Below are 22,218 nucleotides of genomic sequence, written 5' to 3' on the forward strand. Positions count from 1 at the left end.
TTGGGATAATGATTATCTGTTAAAAATCCTAAAAAATTAAAATGCGTTTGCCCTGTACTGCTCCAGTTATTGTTTGGTTCATTGATAGAATTATAGTATTAATGCTAGCATTATCAACCAACCAATTATATCAACTATTCCAATAATAAGACCAGCTATTGCTAATCCTTTTCCTTTCCATTTTGATGAGTCTTTTTTAATTTTTCCAAGTCCAATTGCACTGAATATAATAGCTAAAACTCCTAATATAAAACCAAAAAGAAATAGACCTATTAAACTTAAAATGAAACCAGTTAAAGCAGATCCATTTGTCTTTGGATCGTCAGAATATGATGCAATCATTTTAGCCCCCTTTTTAAATTCAGATTTAAGAGTGGGTTTAACTTGCTTCTCTTTGTTTGAAGATAATTCATTATTGCTTGGGACAAAGATATTTTTGTCTTTTTGTGTAATAATAATTTGATTATCGGCAACAGATGCAACCAAGTTATCATTAGACTCATTTGTTACATTATCATTTTTGATTGTTCCATTTTCTGAAGTTTTAACTTTTATTGTTTCACTTTTTTTCGTTAATGATTCATTAGCTTTATTTGCCAATTCTGTTTTTTTGGAATTAGGGTTTCCTTTTTTCCATTGGACGTTGTAACCTGACAGATATTGCCTTTTTTCCATAGTACATGAGCCAAACATAATAGTGGCTGCGAAAACGAAAATTAAAATTTTGTACATTTTTTTCATGATTGTTTTTAATTTTAAATTAATTGAATTATACATAAAGCTTCTCTGCCTTACGCCGTTTTTTAAAGTGGTTTCTGGTATCCACTTGTTATTGTTTAAATAAAATGCGCTTACTCAGAAGTGCAAGTGCAAGTATATTCGGGGGATGGATAAAGCTCTTTCATTGCAGCTTCGTAATCTTTAATTTCTTTAGGTGTAGCACAATATTCACCATAATCATACGCAAGTATGCCCGTAGCGTTATGGGTTGCAGTACAGTGTGTACACTTTTTACAAGATGTAACAGATAGTGCAATGAATGCAGCACAGGTTAAAATAATAATTTTTTTCATGATTATTTTTTTTAGTTATATATTGAATTTGATTTTTTCAACTCATTTGGCTTTTCGGTATCTGCCTCTTGCTTTTTAATGAATTTTCAGTCCTTAACCATTAGATTCGTGTTATGGAGGTTTGTATTTTATCTTTTTTTTTTCATTTAATAATAATTTTTTGGACAAAAAAACAGCGTGGCCAAATTGCCTACCGTTATTGAGGTCCGACCAAGAACCTGCATCTCAAGTAAAGCAACGGTCACGCCTTGACGTGGCGTTTTTGCTTACTATCCTGAGATGCTTTGAAAATTTGGTCGGTTTCAATATCAGAAATCAACTAAACGCTATATTTTATTTTTCTTTAATTCTACACCTTTATGATTTTATTTTTTCAGGATTTTGTCTACAGTCAAATACTTTCATTATATAAATCTCTTTTTCGGTAAGCTTGTAAATAATTTTATAATTACTTGTTACAAGATACCTGTATTCTCCTTTTTTATGTATTAATAATTCTTCAATTTGTCCTTTTCGTGGTTGCTTTTGTAAATTTTTTGCAGAAGAAAAAATCCTATTTTTAATATTTTTTGCTACACGTAATGAAGCTTTTAATTTATAGTATTTATAAATTAATTTTGTTTCTTCGAGAGCTTCGTGAGTCCAGATTATTTTCATAAAAATATTTACCAATTCTCGGATTCTTTTTCCGCTTCATGCTGCGAATAAATCTTTCCTGATTTAATATCTTTTTCTGCTCTATCTATGCTTGCATAAAATTCTTCAAGGCTCATAGGCTTAACTTTTTCTTTTGTAATAGTCAAATAAGTCTTGCGTATTTTATCCATCTTACTGATAATATTCGTATCGCTCATTTGAGCAATCCATTCAATCAGTTCAAGCTTTTTAATTTGTATGTTCATTTTTAAATATTTTTTTATAAAATATCCGAATTTTGTATAACAAAAATAAGCAAAGATTCATAATCCTGCAAATAAAAAATGGGATAGCTCCTTCGACTACGTTCAGGATAAACTTCACGCCAACGGCGGAAAAGTGTAGTGGGGTAAAAATTCAAACTCTTAAGTCGGCTTGTGAGTCGGAGCATTGTATTATCTGTCTTTTGTCTGTAGAGATTGCTTTTTGAATTACAGTAATCCGTTTTTGCTTTTGCTTCAATTTCATTTTCAAACCTTCATAAATTATACAAATATACACAAACATGATATAAAACAACAAATTTATGAAGGTTCACGAGCAGGCTTGTGTTGCGGTGGTGGGAGCGAGTAACAAAAAAAATTTAAAGTTTTATAGAAGAAATATATAAAATTACAATTCCATTTTTTCCTATTAATTGAATCTTAATGTTAATAGTTTATTACAGTTTCAAAATAATTTATAAATTAGCAATTCTTACAATAAATAAGGTATAAATAAGTTTATAGTTTACTATTTTCGTTTTGTGAAAATTAAACAACTTCATATTCTCCGTATTATTTTTTTAGCAGTAATGCCGTGGCTTGCTGTTCCTGCATTTCCGCAGTTTTACAGTGGTTCGCAGCAAACCTTTGGGAAAAACCGTGTTCAGTTTATTGATAAATTCTGGACTTTCTATCGCTTTGATAAATTCGATACTTATTTTTACCTCGGTGGAAAATCACTGGCTGTATTTACTGCAAAGTTTGCTGAAGATAATATCAATGCAATAGAAAAAAAACTTGACTATAACCTGGAAAATAAAATTCAGTTCATTATTTTCAATAAGCTTGCCGACCTGAAAGAAAGCAATATCGGGCTAACCAGCGAAACGCAATATAACATTGGCGGTATTACTCATATTGTAGGCTCAAAGGTTTTTATTTATTACAATGGCAACCATGAAGATTTTCAAAAACAAATAAAAGCCGGTATTGCTAAAATAATGCTGAATGAATTGATATACGGTGAACAGATAACGGCTAAAATTAAAAACTCTACATTGCTTACTTTGCCCGACTGGTATACCGAAGGGCTTATATCATACATTTCGGATGACTGGAATACCGATATTGATAATTATGTAAGAGACGGCATTTTAAGCGGCAGCTATGAAAAATTCAACAAGCTTGCCGGTGCTGATGCGGTATATGCAGGTCATTCCATATGGAAATATATTGCAGAAAAATATGGTGAGGATAAAATCCCGAACATTATCTACATGACCAAAATAAGCAAAAGTGTTGAAACAGGATTTCTTTATGTACTGGGCGTTTCGTTCAAATCTTTTACAAGAGAATGGCTTGATTATTATGATAAAAAATATTATGATTTTGATAAAGAGCTGTCAATGCCACAGGTTAAGGCACTGTTCAAAACCCGCAAACATGGTAAAGTATTTCAGCATGTAAAGTTGAGCAATGACGGAAAATATCTTGCTTTTGTTACTAATACTTTAGGCAGGTACAAGGTTTGGCTTTACGATTTTGATAAGAAGAAATTAAAAAAACTTTATAAAGCCGAGCCTAAACTGGATGAAAAAACCGATTACTCTTTCCCTGTATTGGCGTGGCATCCATCAGGTAAAAGATTAGCTTTTATCTGTGAGAAAAAAGGTAAGATATTTTTGCGCTATTATAATATTGATGAGAAAAAATTTGAGATATTACGTTTATTTGAATTTCAGAAAATACTGGATTTTTCATATTCGCAAAACGGGAAGATGCTTGCCATGTCGGGTGTGATGAACGGACAGACCGATATTTATGTTTATACGCTTGCATCGCATACCTATGAAAGAATTACTAAAGATATTTACGATGATCTGTCACCGGTATTTATAAATAATTCTTCTCAAATTGTTTTTAGTTCTAATCGTGATAACGATTCCATTAAGCCGGTTACCAAAGATTCTATTGTTATTCCCAAAGCAAAATACGACCTCTATCTTTATAATTTTTCTACGGGTAATAAATTATTAAGACGCATTACACAGACTCCTTCTGCAGATGAAAACAATATTGTGGATTTAGGGAACAATTATATTTCATACCTGAGCAATGCCAATGGAATTCAAAATCGTTATGCAGCAAAGCTCGACAGCGCAATAAGTTTTATTGATACTACTACACACTACCGGTTTTTTTCAGTGATTTTCCCTCAAACCAATTTCTCGCGTAATATATCGGATTATGATATTTCACCGGAATCACATAAATGCAGCGAAGTGTTTTATAATAAAGGCTTATACAGCGTGTACCTGGAAGATATTACCGAACCAGAAACTTCTTCGCTGAAATTAAAGAATTCTCCATATGTTCAGGAATTGTTAAGCGATACGATTCACAATGCTATAGTTAATCCTGCAATTGAAAATCAGAACGAGCCTGATAAAGGTCCAGTAAAGCACAAGCAGATAAAAAGTGTTTACACATCCGATACTTCAAAGCAAGGAGTTATTGATATCAATAATTATGAATTCAACAACAATGAAAACCAGATGAAGAATAACACATATGTTACCGATACTATTAAGCCGAAATCTGATACTTTGAAGTTAAAAGAAAAAAATGCGAAACCCGGCTTTGTGCTTGCAAAGCAACAGAATTATGATGTGGAGTATTCGATTGATCAATTAGTGAATCAAATTGATTTCAGTTATCTAAATAACACGTATCAGCCTTTTAGCGGTGCGAAATCGCCTATTTATATCAATCCCGGTTTTAACGCGCTCTTCAAAGTTGGTGTTAGTGATCTGCTGGAAGATTACAGAATAACAGGCGGGGTAAGGTTTTCAGTTGATATCAGCAGCACGGAATATTTGCTAAGTTTTGAGAATTTGAAAAAAAGAATTGATAAACAATTGACCTTTCACAGGCAAACACTTCAGGAAACCTATACTAATGCTGTAATAAAGACCACGACCAACCAGGGATTTTATATATTAAAATACCCATTCAGCCAGGTATTGGGGTTAAAGACCACAACACTGTTAAGAAACGATAGGGAAGTATATCTTTCAACAGATGTTAATAATCTTAAAGAACCTACTGTTTTCAAAACATGGGCAGGACTAAAAGCCGAATTGATATTTGATAATACCCGCGAAAAAGGTACAAACCTTTACTATGGAACACGTTGGAAAATCTTTGCCGAATCATATAAACGATTGGATACTAAAAATAAAATGTTAAATGTTGTGGGTGTCGATTATAGAAATTATCAGAAAATCAGTCGCACTTTTATTTGGGCAAACCGTTTTGCAGCAAGTACTTCATTCGGTACACAAAAATTGGTTTATTATATGGGAGGTGTTGATAACTGGATGCTGCCGCGTCCAACATTCGATACAACCATTACTGTTGCGCGTGATCAGAATTATGCATATCAAACATTGGCAACACCAATGCGCGGATTTATTCAGAACATAAGGAACGGCAATAGTTTTGCTTTAATAAATTCTGAATTACGATTTCCTATTTTCCGCTATTTGATTAATCGTCCGCTTAAATCGGAATTCTTTAATAACTTCCAGATTGTTGGTTTTGGTGATATCGGCACTGCCTGGACGGGTAGCAATCCGTACTCTGATAAAAATTCACTTTACACAAGTACTGTTCAAAATGGCCCCATCACAGTTACTGTTACCACTCAGCAGGAGCCTATAGTTGGTGGTTACGGATTTGGATTAAGAACAAAATTACTGGGCTACTTTATCCGTGCCGACTGGGCATGGGGAGTAGAAGACGGAGTTGTAAATCCAAGACGATTTTATTTATCCCTTAACCTCGATTTTTAAAAAAATCAAAATGGGAAAACAACAGTTAAAAGAAAAAATAAAACAACTTTCAGAAAAATATTATCAGGAAGTTGTGTCTGTTCGCAGATATCTGCACACTATTCCTGAAATTGGATTTGAAGAATTTAAAACCTCAGGATATATCATCGGAAAATTGCGGGAATACCGGATCCCTTACCAGATGTGTGTTGCAAATACAGGAATTGTTGCAACCATTCACGGAAAAAATTCAAATAAAAAAACCATTGCACTTCGTGCTGACATGGATGCATTGCCGATTAATGAAGCTAATGAAATTCCATTCAAATCGAAACGTGAAGGATTTATGCATGCCTGCGGTCATGATGTACATATGTCGTGTTTGCTGGGTGCTGCAAGAATTTTGAGTGAACTCAAAAATGAATTTGAGGGAACCATAAAATTATTTTTTCAACCTTCGGAAGAAAAATTTCCGGGTGGCGCTCTTGCAATGATTGACGAGGGCGTGATGGAAAATCCGAATGTGGAAAATGTTTTTGGTCAGCATGTGTTACCACAACTTGAAGTAGGGAAAGTTGGGCTAAAGCCCGGGAAATACATGGCTTCTACTGATGAGCTATATCTTACGGTAAAAGGCAAAGGCGGGCATGCGGCTACTCCTGAGCTATACATAAACCCTTTGAATATTGCATCGGCAATTATACTTGAACTTCAAAAAGAATTTGAAAATAAAAAACCACAGGATACTCCATCGGTGCTTGCATTCGGAAGAATTATTGGTGAAGGCAAAACAAATATAATCCCTGATGTTGTAAAACTTGAAGGTACTATACGTACATTCGATGAGAAATGGCGCAATAAAGCACATGGTATCATAAGAAAAACTTCGGCAGCCGTTGCAAAGAAAATGAAAGGCGGATGCGAAGTGCATATTGCCAAAGGTTACCCAACACTTGTAAATGACGAAAAGCTTACTGAAAAAACAAAAAAGCTTGCAATAGATTTTCTTGGCAAGAAAAATGTTGTCGACCTTGAAACGCGCATGACTGCTGAAGATTTTGCATATTTTGCTCAAAAAGTTCCATCTGTATTTTATCGGCTGGGAGTGCGAAATGAAAAAGAAAAAAATATTTCCAACTTACATACTTCAACATTTAATGTTGATGAAAGCTGCATGATTACCGGAACAGGACTGATGGTGTGGCTTGCCGTAAATCAATTGGAATAAAATTATTCTTTTATAAATCTTATTACAGTGATGTTATTTTCATTCATCACTTTTAAAAAATAAATACCTTTTTGCAGATCGCTTATACCGACAAGTGTTTTACCCGTTGATGCGGAAGTATTTTGTTCGATAATTTTTTGTCCTTCTACATTGTAAATGCTAACATTATTTTTTTCTGAAGCATCCGTAAATTCAATGGTAATATTATCGTCTGCCGGATTCGGATAAATTCTCATTCCCTGTATCCCTTTGATATCGCTTAATCCGACAATAGTAATATGAATTGCATTAGATGTATCCGAACCACAACTGTTGGTTACTATAGAAAAATAATCACCTGAAACGGAAGGTGTGCAAACATAATCGGTATCGTTTGGAATGATAACCCCATTGCAATACCATTGATTGCCATAAAGCGTATCGGATATTAATGAATCACCACCTGCAGATAATGATATTACGGGATTGTTCGGGGCAGTAAGGATATTTACAGTTACATTATCTGATACCGGGCAGTGATTGGCATCTTCGCCCGATACATTATACGATGATGATATTGTTGGTATAAGTGTAATACACTGATCGTGCGAACCGTTGAACCATATATATTCTGTGCATCCGCTGGCACATAATGTAATACTTTGTCCTAAGCATATTGTTGTATCTTTTCCGGCATTAACTTCACATGCACTTTTTATGTAAATGGTAACTTCATCAGTAGCGGTGCATCCGTAGCAATTAGTAGCAGTAACAGTATATGTTATTGTTGAAGTTGGGTAAACCATTATGGTTTCAGTATTCAGATTATTATAGCTCCAGAGGTATGAAGTATTATTGCAGCCGCCACTTGCTGTCAGGTAAATTCTTCCGCCTGAGCATGTATAAACATCTGCACCTGCATTTGCAATAGCCTGTTGATTGGTAAAAGATATTATGGTATCGAGCGGAGTTACACATCCTGTAACAGTATTGGTAGCCGTAATGGTGTAATCAGATGATATATCAGCATCATTAATTTCAAATACAACCGTGTCGCCATTGCCAACCTGTGGACTGCCATATACATCCCCATTTTCATAAAGCTGATAGTTTATTCCGATTTGAGAATTATTTAAATTGATTTGTGCTGTACCGTTTTTACAAATTGAATCAACAACATCAACGTTTAATGAAGAATTACAATTCATATGGTAAAGAGCCTGTATTTCAGTTTCGTTCAATGCACGATTGTATACACGAACTTCATCCATTTTCCCATTAAAGAAACGATTGGAATAATCTTTTTGTTTTCCCATTGCAAACATTGTATTATCATAGGAAATGCTGCCAGTCCATGCAACAGATGTGGAAGGTTGAAGTACGCCGTTGTAATATATTTTACCGTTTTCGTTTGCTTTTCTAGTTGCAACAATTTGTACCCATCGGTTAAGCGGAACCTGTGAGTTGGCATTGGTAACATGCCATGAGCCGTCGCCTATCTGGAAATGTATATGTCCAGCAGGACATGTTTGTCCATCGGAATCTGTTCTGCCATCAAGGAAAATAGTAACACCACGGTATCCACAATTATCACATTGGCTTCCGGCTATCAATCCTAATGTGTTTGAAGCTGGGTATTGAGTTACATATATCCATGCACTCAATGTAATTTCATTTTGAATTTGCAGTGAAGCAGGAACAGGTTCACCAACAAGAATACTATCGTTAATCCCATCGAAGTTATAAGCGCTGTTTAAATTTCCGCAACTGTCGTTTACTAAAGTAGCACCATAAACAGTTCCATTATTTCCATTTCCGCTTTCGTCATTTGCATTTCCGTTAAACGGATAATATGCAACCAATCCTTCGGTAAGAATTTTATCTCCTAAATTAGCAGGAGAAGCATTAACAGTTACCGAAACGCTTGAAGATGCTGTATTGCTTGAATAGTCAGTAACAGTAACGGTATAAGAACCCGATGCCGTTGTGGGAGTATTTAAAATTTCCGGGTTTTGTTCATTTGATGAAAAACTATTTGGTCCTGCCCAATTATAATTTAATACAGTTGCATTATTTATTTCTTCAGTTAGCTGAACATATATTTTACTTCCATCTGCATTGCAACATCCGCCATCAGTTACCAGGCTTGCGTATGTGGGATTTGACGAATAAGGAAAAGTAGGTGTATACGATACCCCAACAGGATGAATACTTACATAGTTGCCGGTTGATTCAACTACTTTTCCATTGCCATTACAATCGTATTGAATTTTATAATGACCATCAACAGCCCATCCGAAAGGACTTTCGAATATTCCCGGTGATGACAACAAACAGCAGTCCCAGTCGTAAACTGTTGCGTAGCGATAATATTTGTTAGAACCGTCAAGTGCTTTAATTCCTTTACAAGTTACAGTTGATGTAAGGATTAGCGTATCGCCTGAACATATAGGTGAGTTGCTTGATGCAGTAATGCTTAATTGAGCAAAAGAATTTATGTGAAAGAAAATAATGATAAATAGTATGGAAATATTTTTCATGATATTAAATTTTAATTCAGTTATAGTAGAATCAATTTATATCGGTAAACACAAAGGTAATTAATAGTTAATTAAACCAAAATATTTAAATAAGAAATAAAAAAGCTGCCCTCTTATTCAAAGGACAGCTTTTGCAAGTAGTTAGTTTAGGTTAATAAAAATTTATTTGATCATTTTTAATTCTTTTCCAACTTTTGTGAATGCTGTAATTGCTTTATCAATATGCTCCATATCATGACCGGCTGAGATCTGAACACGGATGCGGTCTTTGCCTTTAGCTACAACAGGGAATGAGAATGCAATAACATATATTCCTTCTTCAAGCATTTTGTTTGCAAAGTCAACAGCCAGTTTTGAACAATCTGGATATTTCCCGAACATAATAGGAACAATGGGATGTTCACCCGGAACTATGTCAAATCCGGCAGCAGTCATTTTTTCACGGAAATATTTTGTGTTCTTCTCAAGCTTATCTCTTAAAGCAGTTGAACTCATTAATAAATCCATTACTTTAATTGTGGCGCCAACTACTGATGGAGCAACAGTATTCGAGAATAAATACGGACGGGCTTTATTACGCATCCAGTTGATGATTTCTTTGCTTGATGAAATACAACCGCCGGAAGCGCCACCTAATGCTTTACCGAAAGTAGTTGTAATAATATCCACTCTTCCCATAACACCTCGGTATTCGTGGGTTCCGCGACCGGTCTTGCCGAGGAAACCTGTAGAGTGACTATCGTCAACCATTACCAGTGCATCGTATTTTTCAGCGAGGTCACAAATTTCTTTAAGCTTTGCAATGTCGCCATCCATGCTGAATGAGCCGTCAGTAGCTATCATGCGGAAGCGGCATTTCTGTGCTTCTTTCAAACAACGTTCCAGTCCTTTTGCCATTTTATCGGTAGCAGGGTCAACTTCTTCAACATCGCGCATATCGCCATGTTTATATGCCCAGCGCTGCGCCTTGCACAAACGGATTCCGTCAATGATAGAAGCATGGTTCAATGCATCGCTGATGATGGCATCATTTTCACCTAACAATGGTTCGAAAACCGCGCCGTTAGCGTCGAAGCAGGAAGAGAATAAAATGGTATCTTCCATTCCAAGGAATTCTGAAACTTTCTTTTCAAGTTCTTTGTGAATATCCTGTGTTCCGCAAATAAAGCGAACAGAAGAAAGTCCGTAACCACGACTGTCAATTTCTTTATGTGCTGCTTTTATAAGTTCGGGATGTGATGAAAGTCCTAAATAATTATTGGCGCAAAAGTTCAGGCATTTTTTCCCTTTAACAATTATTTCAGCGCCTTGCGGACTTTCAATAATACGTTCATGTTTGAACAATTTCTGTTCTTCTAATTTCTTTAACTCTTCTGAAAGAAAAGCTTTCATTTTGGTTTGCATATCTTATTTTTTTAATTTTTCAAATTTGTTCAATCTATTGTAAATACTGATATTTTGAAATGATTATTTTTTTTCAACTTTCTTTTTTATTTCGGTAATCATAATTTCAGTCATCTTTTTTAAATCATATTTGCATTCTAATCCCCAGTCTTTTTTAGCAACTGTGTCATCAATGCTTTTTGGCCAAGAATCGGCAATAGCCTGCCTGAAATCAGGTTTGTAAGAAATTTTAAAATCAGGAATATGTTTTTTGATTTCTTCTGAAATTCCTTTTGGATCGAAACTGATGCCTGCAATATTATAACTTGAACGTAATGATAATTTTGATGCATCGGATTCCATAAGTTTTACAGTGGCTTTAATGGCATCTTCCATGAACATCATAGGCAGAGCAGTATCTTCTTTTAAGAAACATTCGTATTTACCTTGGGTAATTGCATCATAAAATATTTCTACTGCATAATCTGTAGTGCCGCCGCCGGCTTCAGTCTTATAACTTATCAAACCGGGATATCTCACGCTGCGTGTATCTACACCGAATTTCTGATGGTAATATTCCATCCATCGTTCTCCGGCAAGTTTGCTGATGCCATATACAGTATTGGGTTCCATAACGGTATATTGAGGAGTATTTGTTCTTGGTGTGGTAGGTCCGAAAACAGCGATAGAACTGGGCCAGAAAATTTTATTTAAACTCAATTCTCTTGCGAGTTCAAGAACATTCATAAGACTGGTCATATTGATATGCCAGCTTGCCAATGGTTTTTTTTCAGCATTGCCCGAAAGAATTGCAGCAAGATGATAAATCTGGGTAATCTTATTACGGCTTACTGTCCCGAACAAACGATGTGTATCAAGAACATCAAGAATTTCAAAAGGACCACTTTCGGTTATTTCTTTTGCAGCCGGTTTTATATCGCTTGCAACCACATTGTCGTTGCCATAAATTCTACGCAGTTCTAAAGTTAACTCTGATCCTATTTGCCCTGCACATCCGATAACTAAAATCTTTTCCATCTCAACATTATTAGTTTTAAATATGAGTTGTAAAAGTATAAAACTTTATGTAGAAATTAAAAAGAATTTCAAACAGATTTCGTCAAAATATATTTACTTTGCATCCTTATTTTTAATATATTGGTATCGATGGAAAATTCTTTGGTTATTTATAATACCCTTTCGCGAAAGAAAGAAAATTTTATTCCGCTGAATCCTCCTTTTGTAGGGATTTATGTTTGCGGACCTACAGTATACAGCGATATTCATCTGGGAAATTGCCGGACTTTTGTGTCGTTCGATTTGATCTATCGTTACCTGCTGCATTTGGGTTATAAAGTACGTTATGTGCGCAATATCACTGATGCCGGGCATTTGGAAGGCGACCGCGATGAAGGCGAAGATAAGTTTGCAAAAAAAGCAAAACTCGAACAATTGGAACCAATGGAAATTGTTCAGAAATATACTTTAGGTTTTCGTGATGTGATGGCAACTTTTAATACCTTATCACCAAGCATAGAACCTACTGCTACAGGTCATATTTCGGAGCAAATCGAAATGATTAAACAAATAATTGAAAACGGTTATGCTTACGAAATTGATGGAACAATTTATTTTGATGTTGAGAAATACAATAACGTGCATCCTTACGGACAGCTTACAAACAGGAAGCTTGAAGAATTATTAGAAGGGACGCGGGAATTATGCGGACAGAATGATAAAAAAGGAAGATTGGATTTTGCTTTATGGATAAAAGCAAAACCCGAAACACTTATGCAGTGGCCTTCTCCGTGGGGGTGGGGTTTTCCGGGCTGGCACATTGAATGTTCGGCAATGAGTAAAAAATATTTAGGTGAAACATTCGACATTCATGGTGGTGGAATGGATTTACAGGCAACACATCATACCAATGAAATTGCGCAATCGCAGGCATGCAGCAATGTTGCTCCTGTGAAATACTGGATGCATACAAATATGCTTACTGTTAATGGGGTGCGCATGTCGAAGACTGCAGGCAACGGATTTTTACCAAAAGAATTATTTACAGGAAATCATCCATTACTCGAAAGAGGTTATGCCCCAATGGTGGTAAGATTTTTTATGTTGCAGGCGCATTACCGCAGTACGCTTGACTTTTCGAATGATGCCTTGCAGGCGGCAGAAAAAGGTTTGAAGCGTTTGATGCAGGGGATTTCAACATTAAAAAAAGTAAAACCATCTTCCGAATCATCTGCTGATATTAAGAAATTAAGCGATGCCTGTTATGAAGCGATGAACGATGATTTCAACAGCCCTATTGTGATTTCAAATTTATTCGAAGCGGTTCGCATTGTGAATTCCGCAAACGACGGGAAAGAGAATCTTACCCAAAAAGATATTGATGCATTGAAAAAATTATTCGATGATTTTGTTTTTAGCATTTTGGGTTTGCGTGATGATTTTACCGAATCGGGAAATAACTCAATAGAAGGTTTGATGAGTTTGATTTTGGAACTTCGTAAAAATGCTAAGTCGAATAAAGATTTTGCAACATCAGATAAAATCCGCGATGAACTTCAGAAACTTGGAATATCAGTAAAAGACACAAAAGACGGGGCAGTGTGGAGTGTTGAATAATTTTAAATGATAAATGTTTAATATTTAATTTTTCAATTGTTCGAATATTCAAAGTTTCAATTCCTTTAATGTTTTATATAGTAAATCTGAAAATACTTTTTATTTTTGACGCAAAACAATAGTCACTTGAGTAGCAACAAATATTTTCGTAAAAAATCAATAGCGCATATTCTTCGTCATGCCGATGATAATATTGGTGAAGGCAGACAACTAAAAAAAAATCTTAATGTTCGCGACTTAACTGCATTTGGAATTGCAGCAATTATTGGTGCAGGAATTTTTAGTACGATTGGAACGGCTGCATCTCATGGAGGTCCTGCTGTTTCACTGCTTTTTGTTTTTACTGCAATCGCCTGTGGATTTTCAGCCTTATGTTATGCGGAATTTGCTTCACGCATTCCTATTAGTGGCAGTGCATACACATATGCATATGCCAGCTTTGGAGAATTGATCGCGTGGATTATTGGTTGGGATTTGATTATGGAATATGCCGTAGGAAATATTGCTGTTGCTATTTCATGGTCTGATTATTTTACCAGCCTTTTAAATGGACTTGGGATGAGCATTCCCGAATATTTAACTACCGATTTTCTAACCGCTTCACGTGGATTCAAAGAAGTAACAACACAACTGGCATCAGGGACTTCCTTTGCTGATATTACTCCTGCATTAAAAGAAGCATACAATGCATGGATGCATGCACCCATGATTGACGGAGTTCGTTTTATTGCCGATATCCCGGCATTCAGTATTGTCGTTTTTATTACAGTACTTGTTTATGTAGGAATTCATGAAACAAAAATAGCGGCCAACCTGATGGTTCTTCTGAAAGTGATCATTCTTTTAATAGTTATTGCTGTCGGGTCGTTTTATGTTACACCCGAGAACTGGTCGCCATTTGCACCAAACGGTCTGGGCGGGGTTTTGCGTGGAGTTTCAGGAGTGTTCTTTGCATACATTGGTTTCGATGCTATTTCTACTACAGCTGAGGAATGTAAAAATCCAAAAAGGGACTTACCAAAAGCAATGATTTATGCACTGGTGATTTGTACGGTTCTGTATATTGCCATCAGCTTGGTTCTTACGGGTATGGTCAATTATTCTGAATTAGCAGTTGGTGATCCACTGGCATATGTATTTCATAAATTGCATTTAACACAGCTTTCAGGTATTATTGCATTCAGCGCTATTATTGCTATGGCAAGTGTGCTGCTGGTTTTCCAGGTAGGGCAGCCACGCATATGGATGAGTATGAGCCGGGATGGATTGTTGCCCCCGAAATTTTCAAAGATTCATAAACGTTTTAAAACACCTGCATTCTCAACTATTATTACAGGTGTACTTGTTGCAATACCGACATTATTTTTAAACTTAACTGAAGTTACCGACTTAACAAGTATAGGAACATTGTTCGCATTTATACTTGTGTGTGGTGGAGTTTTGTTGGTGGAAAAAGATGAAAATGATAAAACACGTAAAGGATTTCGTTTGCCTTATTATAACAGCAGGAAATTTTTACCTCCGATTTTAATTGTAGTTATTTTCATGGTTTTCTATTTTAATTTTGATGGTGTTATTAATTTCTTCACCAATACAAATAATGAAAATCCAGTACTTTCATTTTGGGATGTGTTCAAACATAAAATTCCGATGTATGGATTTATTATAATTGCAATTATTCTTGTATATCTTTCTATCCGAAAGAAATTATCATTGATACCTGTTTTAGGATTGCTTACCAACCTTTATCTTATTACTGAACTCGGGATCACCAACTGGATGCGATTCCTGATATGGCTGGTGATAGGGCTTTTGCTGTATTTTACTTATGGGAATAAACATAGTAAATTACATAAAGAAATAAAAAGCCAATAAAATCGTTTATTGATTTGTTCTCTTATTCAACACTTATTTTATGAAATGGATCTATTTATTTGCATTTGTTTTTTTATCTCAATTGGGATTTTCACAAAACACTACTGCTTATTCCGACTACCGTAGCTACTTTTATATATTTGATAATGGTGTGAAAAAGGAAATAGATTACCAACCTGTAAAATCATTTAAAATAAACAGGAATTGTATTGCTTTTGAAGATCATTCCGGTACACTAAAAATTTATTTTAAAACAAAAATATATGAGATATTTGAAAATGCTACAAGCTATTATCTTACTAAAAATCTTGTCCTGGGAAAATTAGGAAACCAGATAAAAGTTTTTGATAATGGCACCATAACTACATTATCAATAAATTCAGGAAGTTTTGGATTAGGTGATAGTTTGATTGCATTTCATGATAAGATGAAAAAAATATTTAATGCTTATTATAATGGGAAAATCATTCAACTCGAAGACCTTTTGATGACCGAACAAATTACTAATTTCAAGGTAGGGGATAATATTATAGCGTACATAAATGACCAGAATGAATTTAAAATATTTTATGAAGGCGTTGTTTCAAAATTGTTTATTGTGAATAACCCGCTACAGTATGAAGTTGGCAGGGATATTATTGCATACAATAACAATGACGATTTATCATTTAATGTATTTTATAAAAATGAGAATTATAAGATCGAAGACTTCAATCCCATTTCTTTTACTGCCGGAAATAATTGTGTAGCTTACGTTGACAATTCAGGAAGATTTAAAATATTTAAAGAAGGAAACATTTCTACAATAAGCGAAATCACTCCCGACTTTTATAAAGTTAAAGACGATATGATTATTTATTCAGAACAGAATTATTTGAAACTATTTTATAAAGATAAAAATTATTTACTTGAAAAATATATTCCATCTTCATACCTTTATGACCAGGGTTCTGTTGCATACCTTGATAAAATGGGAAATCTGAAATTATTCCGTAATGGAAAAACCGAAACCATTTCTTACGAAACAGTAAAAAATTTTGATTTGAACGGGAACATTTTAAATTTCAAAACAGGCAACGACAATAAAATATTATTTAATGGCAAGTTCTATTAGAAAATTATCGTAAATCGGTTTTTATATATTCCATTAATTAAATTTTCTTTTTTTATTTATCATTATTGATCTTTATTTAGCTTAGTAATGATAGGTCTTTTCATAATTCCAGATCTTATTATAAAAAAATAATTTAAAAAAAATTTGACAATTCAAAATAAACTATTGTATATTTGCAGTGTAATAGTAAACTAATACACTAAAACGAATTTAATTTTAAAATCAAAATAATGATAGAGATAGAAAAACTGAAGTTTGGTTATAAAAAGAATAATATTCTTATGAATGACCTTAATCTAAACCTTCAGGCAGGATATATTCATGGACTGCTTGGGAAGAATGGAGCCGGCAAAACAACATTATTAAAACAAATAGTCGGTCTTGCTTTTCCTAATGAAGGAAGTTGCAAAGTAATGGGATACGAACCCCGGCATCGTAGTCCTGAATTTCTTCAGAAAATTTTTATTGTTCCCGAGGAATTTGAAATGCTTCCGGTAAAAATTTCAAAGTATGTTAATCTGCATGCCCCGTTTTATCCTGACTTCAGCGAAGAGCTTTTTAATAAATGTCTTGAAGAATTTGAAATGACCTCTGATGAAAAAATTCACAACCTTTCATTCGGACAAAAGAAAAAAGTAATGCTTTCATTTGGTATTGCAACTTGTACAGATATTTTATTACTGGATGAACCAACAAATTCATTGGACATTCCTTCGAAAAGAACTTTCAGGAAAATTATTGCATCGGCATTTCGCGAAGACAGGTTGATAATGATTTCAACACACCAGGTAAGGGATTTGGATAGTTTAATTGATTCGGTAATTGTTCTTCATGAAGGCAAAATAATTTTTAATCAAAAAATTAATGATGTGTCATCAAAATTGGATTTTTCAAAATGCGATGAAGAAACCGAAAAGATATTATACAGTGAGGATTTGATGGGTGGCAGGTTTGGAATATTAAAGAATACCGAAAACCACGATTCGAAAGTCGATCTTGAATTGTTATTCAATGGTGTAGTAAGTAATCATAACGAAATAAATAATTATTTAAATAATTAATAATATGAAAGCAAATAATATTTTTAGTTTTAAAAGGGCATTATTACTATTTAAACGTATAATGTTCATTCATAAAAAAAGTTTTATTATAGGTTTAGGTATATACCTCGGAATATCTTTTCTTTTAACCCTGATGTTTATTAATACTGGATATTTTAATGAATTTTCAATAATGTATTCATCCTATATTTTTATGTTTATATGGGGGTTTAATTTTTTAAATAATATTAATAAAGAAATTCACAAACCATCGAAAGCCTTTTCATTTCTTACTTTGCCAACAAGCCATTTCGAAAGAACACTGGTTACCTGGCTTGTTTCTTCGTTATTTTATACCGTTATTTATACAATCATAATATATTACGTTATTGACTTATCGGCGTACTTTACATACCAGTTCTCAAACGCCACAGAATATACTCCTGTTTTTAAGGATGTCCTTAAATTTTCATTGTATTATATGGTTTTTCATACGGCTTATTTTTTTGGAAGTATATTTTTCAAAAGAAATCAATTTATAAAAACTTCACTTTGCATTATTATACTTTTTACTATTGTAATTTTTGCAATTATATTATCGGATAAATTAATAATATTTAATATATGGAATGGCGGTACGGAGCATTTACCGAATTTCAGAATTATTACTCCGGATATATTCCGTTTTGAATTTATTGATATCATCACCTTTTATTTTTCTCCTGTAGCATTATTAACAGCAACGTATTTCCGAATTAATGAAAAACAAATTTGATATGGAATTTAAAGACAACAAATCGATTTATCTTCAAATAGCTGATTTATTCTGTGAGAATATATTAACTAAAAAATGGAAGGAGAATGAGCGAATTCCGTCAGTGAGAGAGATTGCGGTTGCGCTGGAAGTTAACCCGAACACGGCAATGCGTTCGTTCCTGTTCATGGAAGAAAAAGGTGTTATTTATAATAAACGCGGAATAGGATATTTTGTAAGCGATGAGGGTTATAAAAAAACACTGGTTTTAAGAAAAGAAATATTCATCAATAATGAATTGCCTGAATTTTTTAAAACACTTAAACTTTTAAAAATGTCAATTAGTGACATTAAAGAATATGAAAAAAAATAAAATAAATAAAAAATTCAATAAATAATAATATGAAAACAAGCAATAAAATATTAATACTTATAACAGCTGTATTTGTGCTTTCCTATTTTACAAATAATTTATTCATGCTATATAGCGTAAAGGCTGAGATTACAAAACCCTATGTTCTAAGCGGGAATAAGATTAAATTTAATAAATTAATTGGCGAATCCGATTGCATAAATCTTGAGGGAAATTTGAATGTTATTCTTAAAAATGATACAATAAATAAGCTGGAAATTGAAGCGGATAAAAACCAGGTACCATTGTTGGAAATATCAAACTGGGCTAAGAAATGTTACATTTATACAAATAATGCTAACTATAGGAATAGCAAAGAAAATATTATAAATATCATATTACACCTGAAAAGATTTGATATGATTTGCGGCGCCGATAATGTAATATTTAAAACAGATTCAATCATTAATTCTGAAGATTTTGATTTAGTCCTTTCGGGAAACTCCAAAGCAGATATCAAATTGAATACAAAAACATTTAGTTGTAATTTAGTTTCAAATTCTTCATGTAAAATATCGGGAAAGGCAAGTGATGCACATATTTATTTAATGAAAAACTCATTGCTTTCAGCTAAAGAATTTTGTATAGGAGATTGTAATATTTATATGATGAAAAATTCAATTGCCGATTTAAATGTTAAAGGTAGGATTTCTCAAACTATCAGTAGTAATAGTAAATTAAATATTATTGGGGGTACAAAATGATTTGTCCTGAAAAGTTACCAGCTATAAACCCAAAACCACCACTTATTTGCTAAATTCCACCACTTGTCAGATAGCTCTTGGTAAATCAAATTTTATTTATTAATCTTTGTACATTTTATTACTTAAAATAATAAATCTCAAATAAAATAGTTTTTAATATTGATTATTTGCATAGAAAGATTTTTATAGTTTGAGATCGTTTTAAAAGTTTTGTTACGCATTTGTGTTCTTATATTTAGCAGGCATATATTTAAATAAAGTTTATGAAAAAAATTCTTACGGTAACAGCTTTACTGTTATCATTTTTCGCTGTTAAATCACAAGGTATTCTTTCTGCCGGTGATGGAATAATTAAAGGTACTGTTATTGATAGTGCGACTTCCAATCCTGTGGCGTATGCTACAATAGGTATATATGCTATGCCTAAAGATACACTTATTTCAGGTACACTTACAGATGAGAAAGGTGCATTCCTGAAAGAAGAACTATCGAATGGATTGTATACCATAAAGATCACATGTGTTGGTTATAAAACCATTACTATTGGTGATATTAAAATTGAACCCAAGCAATTAAAAGCACAATTCGACAATATTAAACTTCCGGCTACTTCGAGCGATTTAAACGAACTTACAGTTATCGGTCAGCGAAAACAATTCGAACAAACATTCAATAAAAAAATATTTTTAATGGATGAGAAACGTAGTGCAGATGCTCAGAACGTTCTCGACCAGTTGAAAACATTGCCATCGGTATCCGTTGACCCTGACGGGAATGTAAAGTATCGTGGGCAAACCCCCAATATTCTTGTCGATGATCAGCCATATACTTTATTGTATCCAAAACTTGAAATGATTCCTGCCGACAATGTTGAGAAGATTGAGTTCATTGAACCTTCTGCCAGGTATCAATCTTCTGTGGGAACAATAAATATTAAATTAAAAAAACCGAAAGAAAATGGATTGAGCGGTACAATATATTCTGGTTTGGGAACAGTTGATTTTAAAAGCTTAATGAATAATTACAGCGGACTCAGCCTGAATATGAAATATAAAAAATGTATAGTTTTTGGAAATGCCAGTTACTATTACTATCATGGGTCTCAAACTAATACGCAGCACTCATGGTTAACATACAATGATAAAGTTTATGAAGGTATTTCATCGGGTGATTATGATTATGGCGGAAGTGGCAAATCAGCATCGGCAGGTATGGTTTATAATTTTACTAAAAAAACAAAACTAACATTTACCTGGACTCCTTCGGCAAGTGAATCAAATGCAGATAATTCAGAAGAATACAGTGAAACCGTTGATGCATCACAGCGCGAAAAATATTCTACCATAGGCATGGGAGATGACACCAATAACGGAAATTCATTCGCACTCGACTTCAATAAAAAATTTGAGAATGAAGAAAAGGAATTATCGCTGAAAGCCAATTATTCAAAGCAAAGCAGGGATGATAATAATGTGGATGCAAAAGAATATTCTTATTATTCCTATTTACCAAGTGATAGTATTCCTACAATTGTTAAAGATAATAGCGAAAACAGCGATGAATTTTCATTCGAATCATATTTTGCAGTACCTATTGATACAACAGGAAGATGGGAAATCGGGTCGCAATCGGAAATAACCGGTACAAATAATAATAATGAATATTTTTTAAACAGTTTGAACGTCCCTGATTTTTCTAATAGCAAAGATGAACTTACTATGGAACATTCTATTTATGGGAATATAGGGAAAAAATGGAAAAAGTTTAAACTCGACGGAGGTCTGCGTTTTTCACTAGCATACATTGATATGGATTTAATGGTGCATCCCGAAGGTAAAGATAGCGTGATGTATGTAAAAAGAACCTATCCCTATATTACTCCGAATGCAACCTTAGGATATGAGTTCAAACCTTTTCATGAATTAAAGATCACCTATACTTTAGATCAGCAGATGCCTGAAGAATACCAGTTAAATCCTTATGTTGATAAATCTAACCCAAGATACTGGTCCAGTGGTAATGCAGACCTGAAGCCATACTTATATCACCGCTTTACTTTTGGTTATTTATATGCACCGGAAAAATGGAGTTTTTCACTTGACGGGTTTACCTATTTTTCCAACAACTATGTGGAATGGGTAAATACTCCGCTGAATGATTACACTTCTTATTCAAAACCCCAAAACATAGGTAAATCAAGTGGAACAGGTATTACTATTTCTGCTTCGGCAATGCCAAAAGATTGGTTTAATTTTAATTTTTCTTCCGATATTTTTAAATCAAGTATCAATGCAACAGAACTTAATAATACTACTTCTGAGATCCAGTTGACCAATGCCGGGTTAAACACTAGCAGCTGGGTTGTGTCGGGAAATTCCTATATGTCATTTACCATAAAAAAGAAAAACAGTATTTCCGTTTATTTGAATTACCAGGGTAAAGATGCAAGCCTTGGCGGATATACAAAAGGTCGTTTATGGAATGGAATATATTTTTCACGCCGTTTCTTAGACAATAAATTAAGAATTAGTTTTTCAGTGAATAATGTAATTGATAAATGGTCGAGATGGACTACTACATCTGATTATTTCGGACGTAAGGAAATTGACGATTACAGAGGCACCTGGAATAAAAGATGCCTCAGGATAAGTATCCGCTATTCATTCAATAAAGGCGACAGAGGTTTATCTAACACGCAGAACAGCGATGGTGGTGTTCCATCTACCGGTGGAAAACATTAATTCCATTTA

17 protein-coding genes are annotated in these 22,218 nt (G+C 33.8%); 10 read left to right on the forward strand and 7 right to left on the reverse strand.

Features of this window, described 5'->3' with window-relative positions; genetic code table 11:
- Nucleotides 1-90 precede the first annotated feature (90 nt).
- From PKK00_03045 to PKK00_03060, 4 genes are all read right to left on the reverse strand, one after another.
- Nucleotides 91-741: a DUF4190 domain-containing protein gene (locus PKK00_03045; protein HNW97373.1), complete on the reverse strand. Its 651-nt coding sequence runs from the start codon at nucleotides 739-741 to the stop codon at nucleotides 91-93.
- 110 nt (nucleotides 742-851) lie between these two features.
- A complete protein-coding gene (locus PKK00_03050) occupies nucleotides 852-1,073 on the reverse strand; it encodes a hypothetical protein (GenBank protein ID HNW97374.1) in 222 nt (73 codons plus the stop codon).
- A 357-nt stretch (nucleotides 1,074-1,430) separates the two neighbouring features.
- Nucleotides 1,431-1,730: a type II toxin-antitoxin system RelE/ParE family toxin gene (locus tag PKK00_03055; protein ID HNW97375.1), complete on the reverse strand. Its 300-nt coding sequence runs from the start codon at nucleotides 1,728-1,730 to the stop codon at nucleotides 1,431-1,433.
- An 8-nt stretch (nucleotides 1,731-1,738) separates the two neighbouring features.
- Nucleotides 1,739-1,975, reverse strand: coding sequence for a hypothetical protein (locus tag PKK00_03060; GenBank protein ID HNW97376.1), 237 nt, complete (start codon nucleotides 1,973-1,975; stop codon nucleotides 1,739-1,741).
- 539 nt (nucleotides 1,976-2,514) lie between these two features.
- Between PKK00_03060 and PKK00_03065 the strand changes: the two genes are divergently transcribed.
- Together PKK00_03065 and PKK00_03070 are read left to right on the forward strand one after the other, a co-directional pair.
- A complete protein-coding gene (locus PKK00_03065) occupies nucleotides 2,515-5,826 on the forward strand; it encodes a hypothetical protein (GenBank protein HNW97377.1) in 3,312 nt (1,103 codons plus the stop codon).
- A gap of 10 nt (nucleotides 5,827-5,836) precedes the next feature.
- Entirely contained in the window at nucleotides 5,837-7,033 is a 1,197-nt protein-coding gene (locus PKK00_03070) for a M20 family metallopeptidase (GenBank protein ID HNW97378.1), read from the forward strand.
- 2 nt (nucleotides 7,034-7,035) lie between these two features.
- Here PKK00_03070 and PKK00_03075 read toward each other — a convergent pair whose 3' ends face one another.
- The 3 genes from PKK00_03075 to PKK00_03085 form a co-directional block, all read right to left on the reverse strand.
- Complete coding sequence (locus tag PKK00_03075) at nucleotides 7,036-9,552, reverse strand: T9SS type A sorting domain-containing protein (protein ID HNW97379.1); 2,517 nt, start codon at nucleotides 9,550-9,552, stop codon at nucleotides 7,036-7,038.
- Between the two features lie 162 nt (nucleotides 9,553-9,714).
- The gene (gene kbl / locus PKK00_03080) at nucleotides 9,715-10,956 is read right to left on the reverse strand and encodes a glycine C-acetyltransferase (GenBank protein HNW97380.1); all 1,242 of its coding nucleotides are present in this window, start codon (nucleotides 10,954-10,956) and stop codon (nucleotides 9,715-9,717) included.
- A gap of 63 nt (nucleotides 10,957-11,019) precedes the next feature.
- Entirely contained in the window at nucleotides 11,020-11,973 is a 954-nt protein-coding gene (locus PKK00_03085; GenBank protein HNW97381.1) for an NAD-dependent epimerase/dehydratase family protein, read from the reverse strand.
- 129 nt (nucleotides 11,974-12,102) lie between these two features.
- Between PKK00_03085 and cysS the strand changes: the two genes are divergently transcribed.
- The 8 genes from cysS (at nucleotide 12,103) to PKK00_03125 (ending at nucleotide 22,209) form a co-directional block, all read left to right on the forward strand.
- On the forward strand, nucleotides 12,103-13,569 hold the full coding sequence (gene cysS, locus PKK00_03090) for a cysteine--tRNA ligase (GenBank protein HNW97382.1): 1,467 nt from the start codon (nucleotides 12,103-12,105) through the stop codon (nucleotides 13,567-13,569).
- Nucleotides 13,570-13,695: 126 nt separating this feature from the next.
- Nucleotides 13,696-15,444: an amino acid permease gene (locus PKK00_03095; protein ID HNW97383.1), complete on the forward strand. Its 1,749-nt coding sequence runs from the start codon at nucleotides 13,696-13,698 to the stop codon at nucleotides 15,442-15,444.
- A gap of 40 nt (nucleotides 15,445-15,484) precedes the next feature.
- Nucleotides 15,485-16,558, forward strand: a complete 1,074-nt coding sequence (locus PKK00_03100; protein HNW97384.1) for a hypothetical protein — start codon at nucleotides 15,485-15,487, stop codon at nucleotides 16,556-16,558.
- A gap of 230 nt (nucleotides 16,559-16,788) precedes the next feature.
- Nucleotides 16,789-17,619: an ABC transporter ATP-binding protein gene (locus tag PKK00_03105; protein HNW97385.1), complete on the forward strand. Its 831-nt coding sequence runs from the start codon at nucleotides 16,789-16,791 to the stop codon at nucleotides 17,617-17,619.
- 133 nt (nucleotides 17,620-17,752) lie between these two features.
- Nucleotides 17,753-18,373, forward strand: a complete 621-nt coding sequence (locus PKK00_03110; GenBank protein HNW97386.1) for a hypothetical protein — start codon at nucleotides 17,753-17,755, stop codon at nucleotides 18,371-18,373.
- The gene (locus tag PKK00_03115) at nucleotides 18,357-18,725 is read left to right on the forward strand and encodes a GntR family transcriptional regulator (GenBank protein HNW97387.1); all 369 of its coding nucleotides are present in this window, start codon (nucleotides 18,357-18,359) and stop codon (nucleotides 18,723-18,725) included. Before PKK00_03110 ends, PKK00_03115 begins: the two co-directional genes overlap by 17 nt.
- Before the next feature lie 29 nt (nucleotides 18,726-18,754).
- Complete coding sequence (locus PKK00_03120; protein ID HNW97388.1) at nucleotides 18,755-19,468, forward strand: DUF2807 domain-containing protein; 714 nt, start codon at nucleotides 18,755-18,757, stop codon at nucleotides 19,466-19,468.
- Nucleotides 19,469-19,731: 263 nt separating this feature from the next.
- Nucleotides 19,732-22,209 (forward strand): outer membrane beta-barrel family protein, encoded by a 2,478-nt coding sequence (locus tag PKK00_03125; protein HNW97389.1) that lies wholly within the window; start codon nucleotides 19,732-19,734, stop codon nucleotides 22,207-22,209.
- Nucleotides 22,210-22,218: the final 9 nt, after the last annotated feature.

The sequence above is a fragment of the Bacteroidales bacterium genome (assembly GCA_035353855.1).
Taxonomy (GTDB): domain Bacteria; phylum Bacteroidota; class Bacteroidia; order Bacteroidales; family CG2-30-32-10; genus DAOQAK01.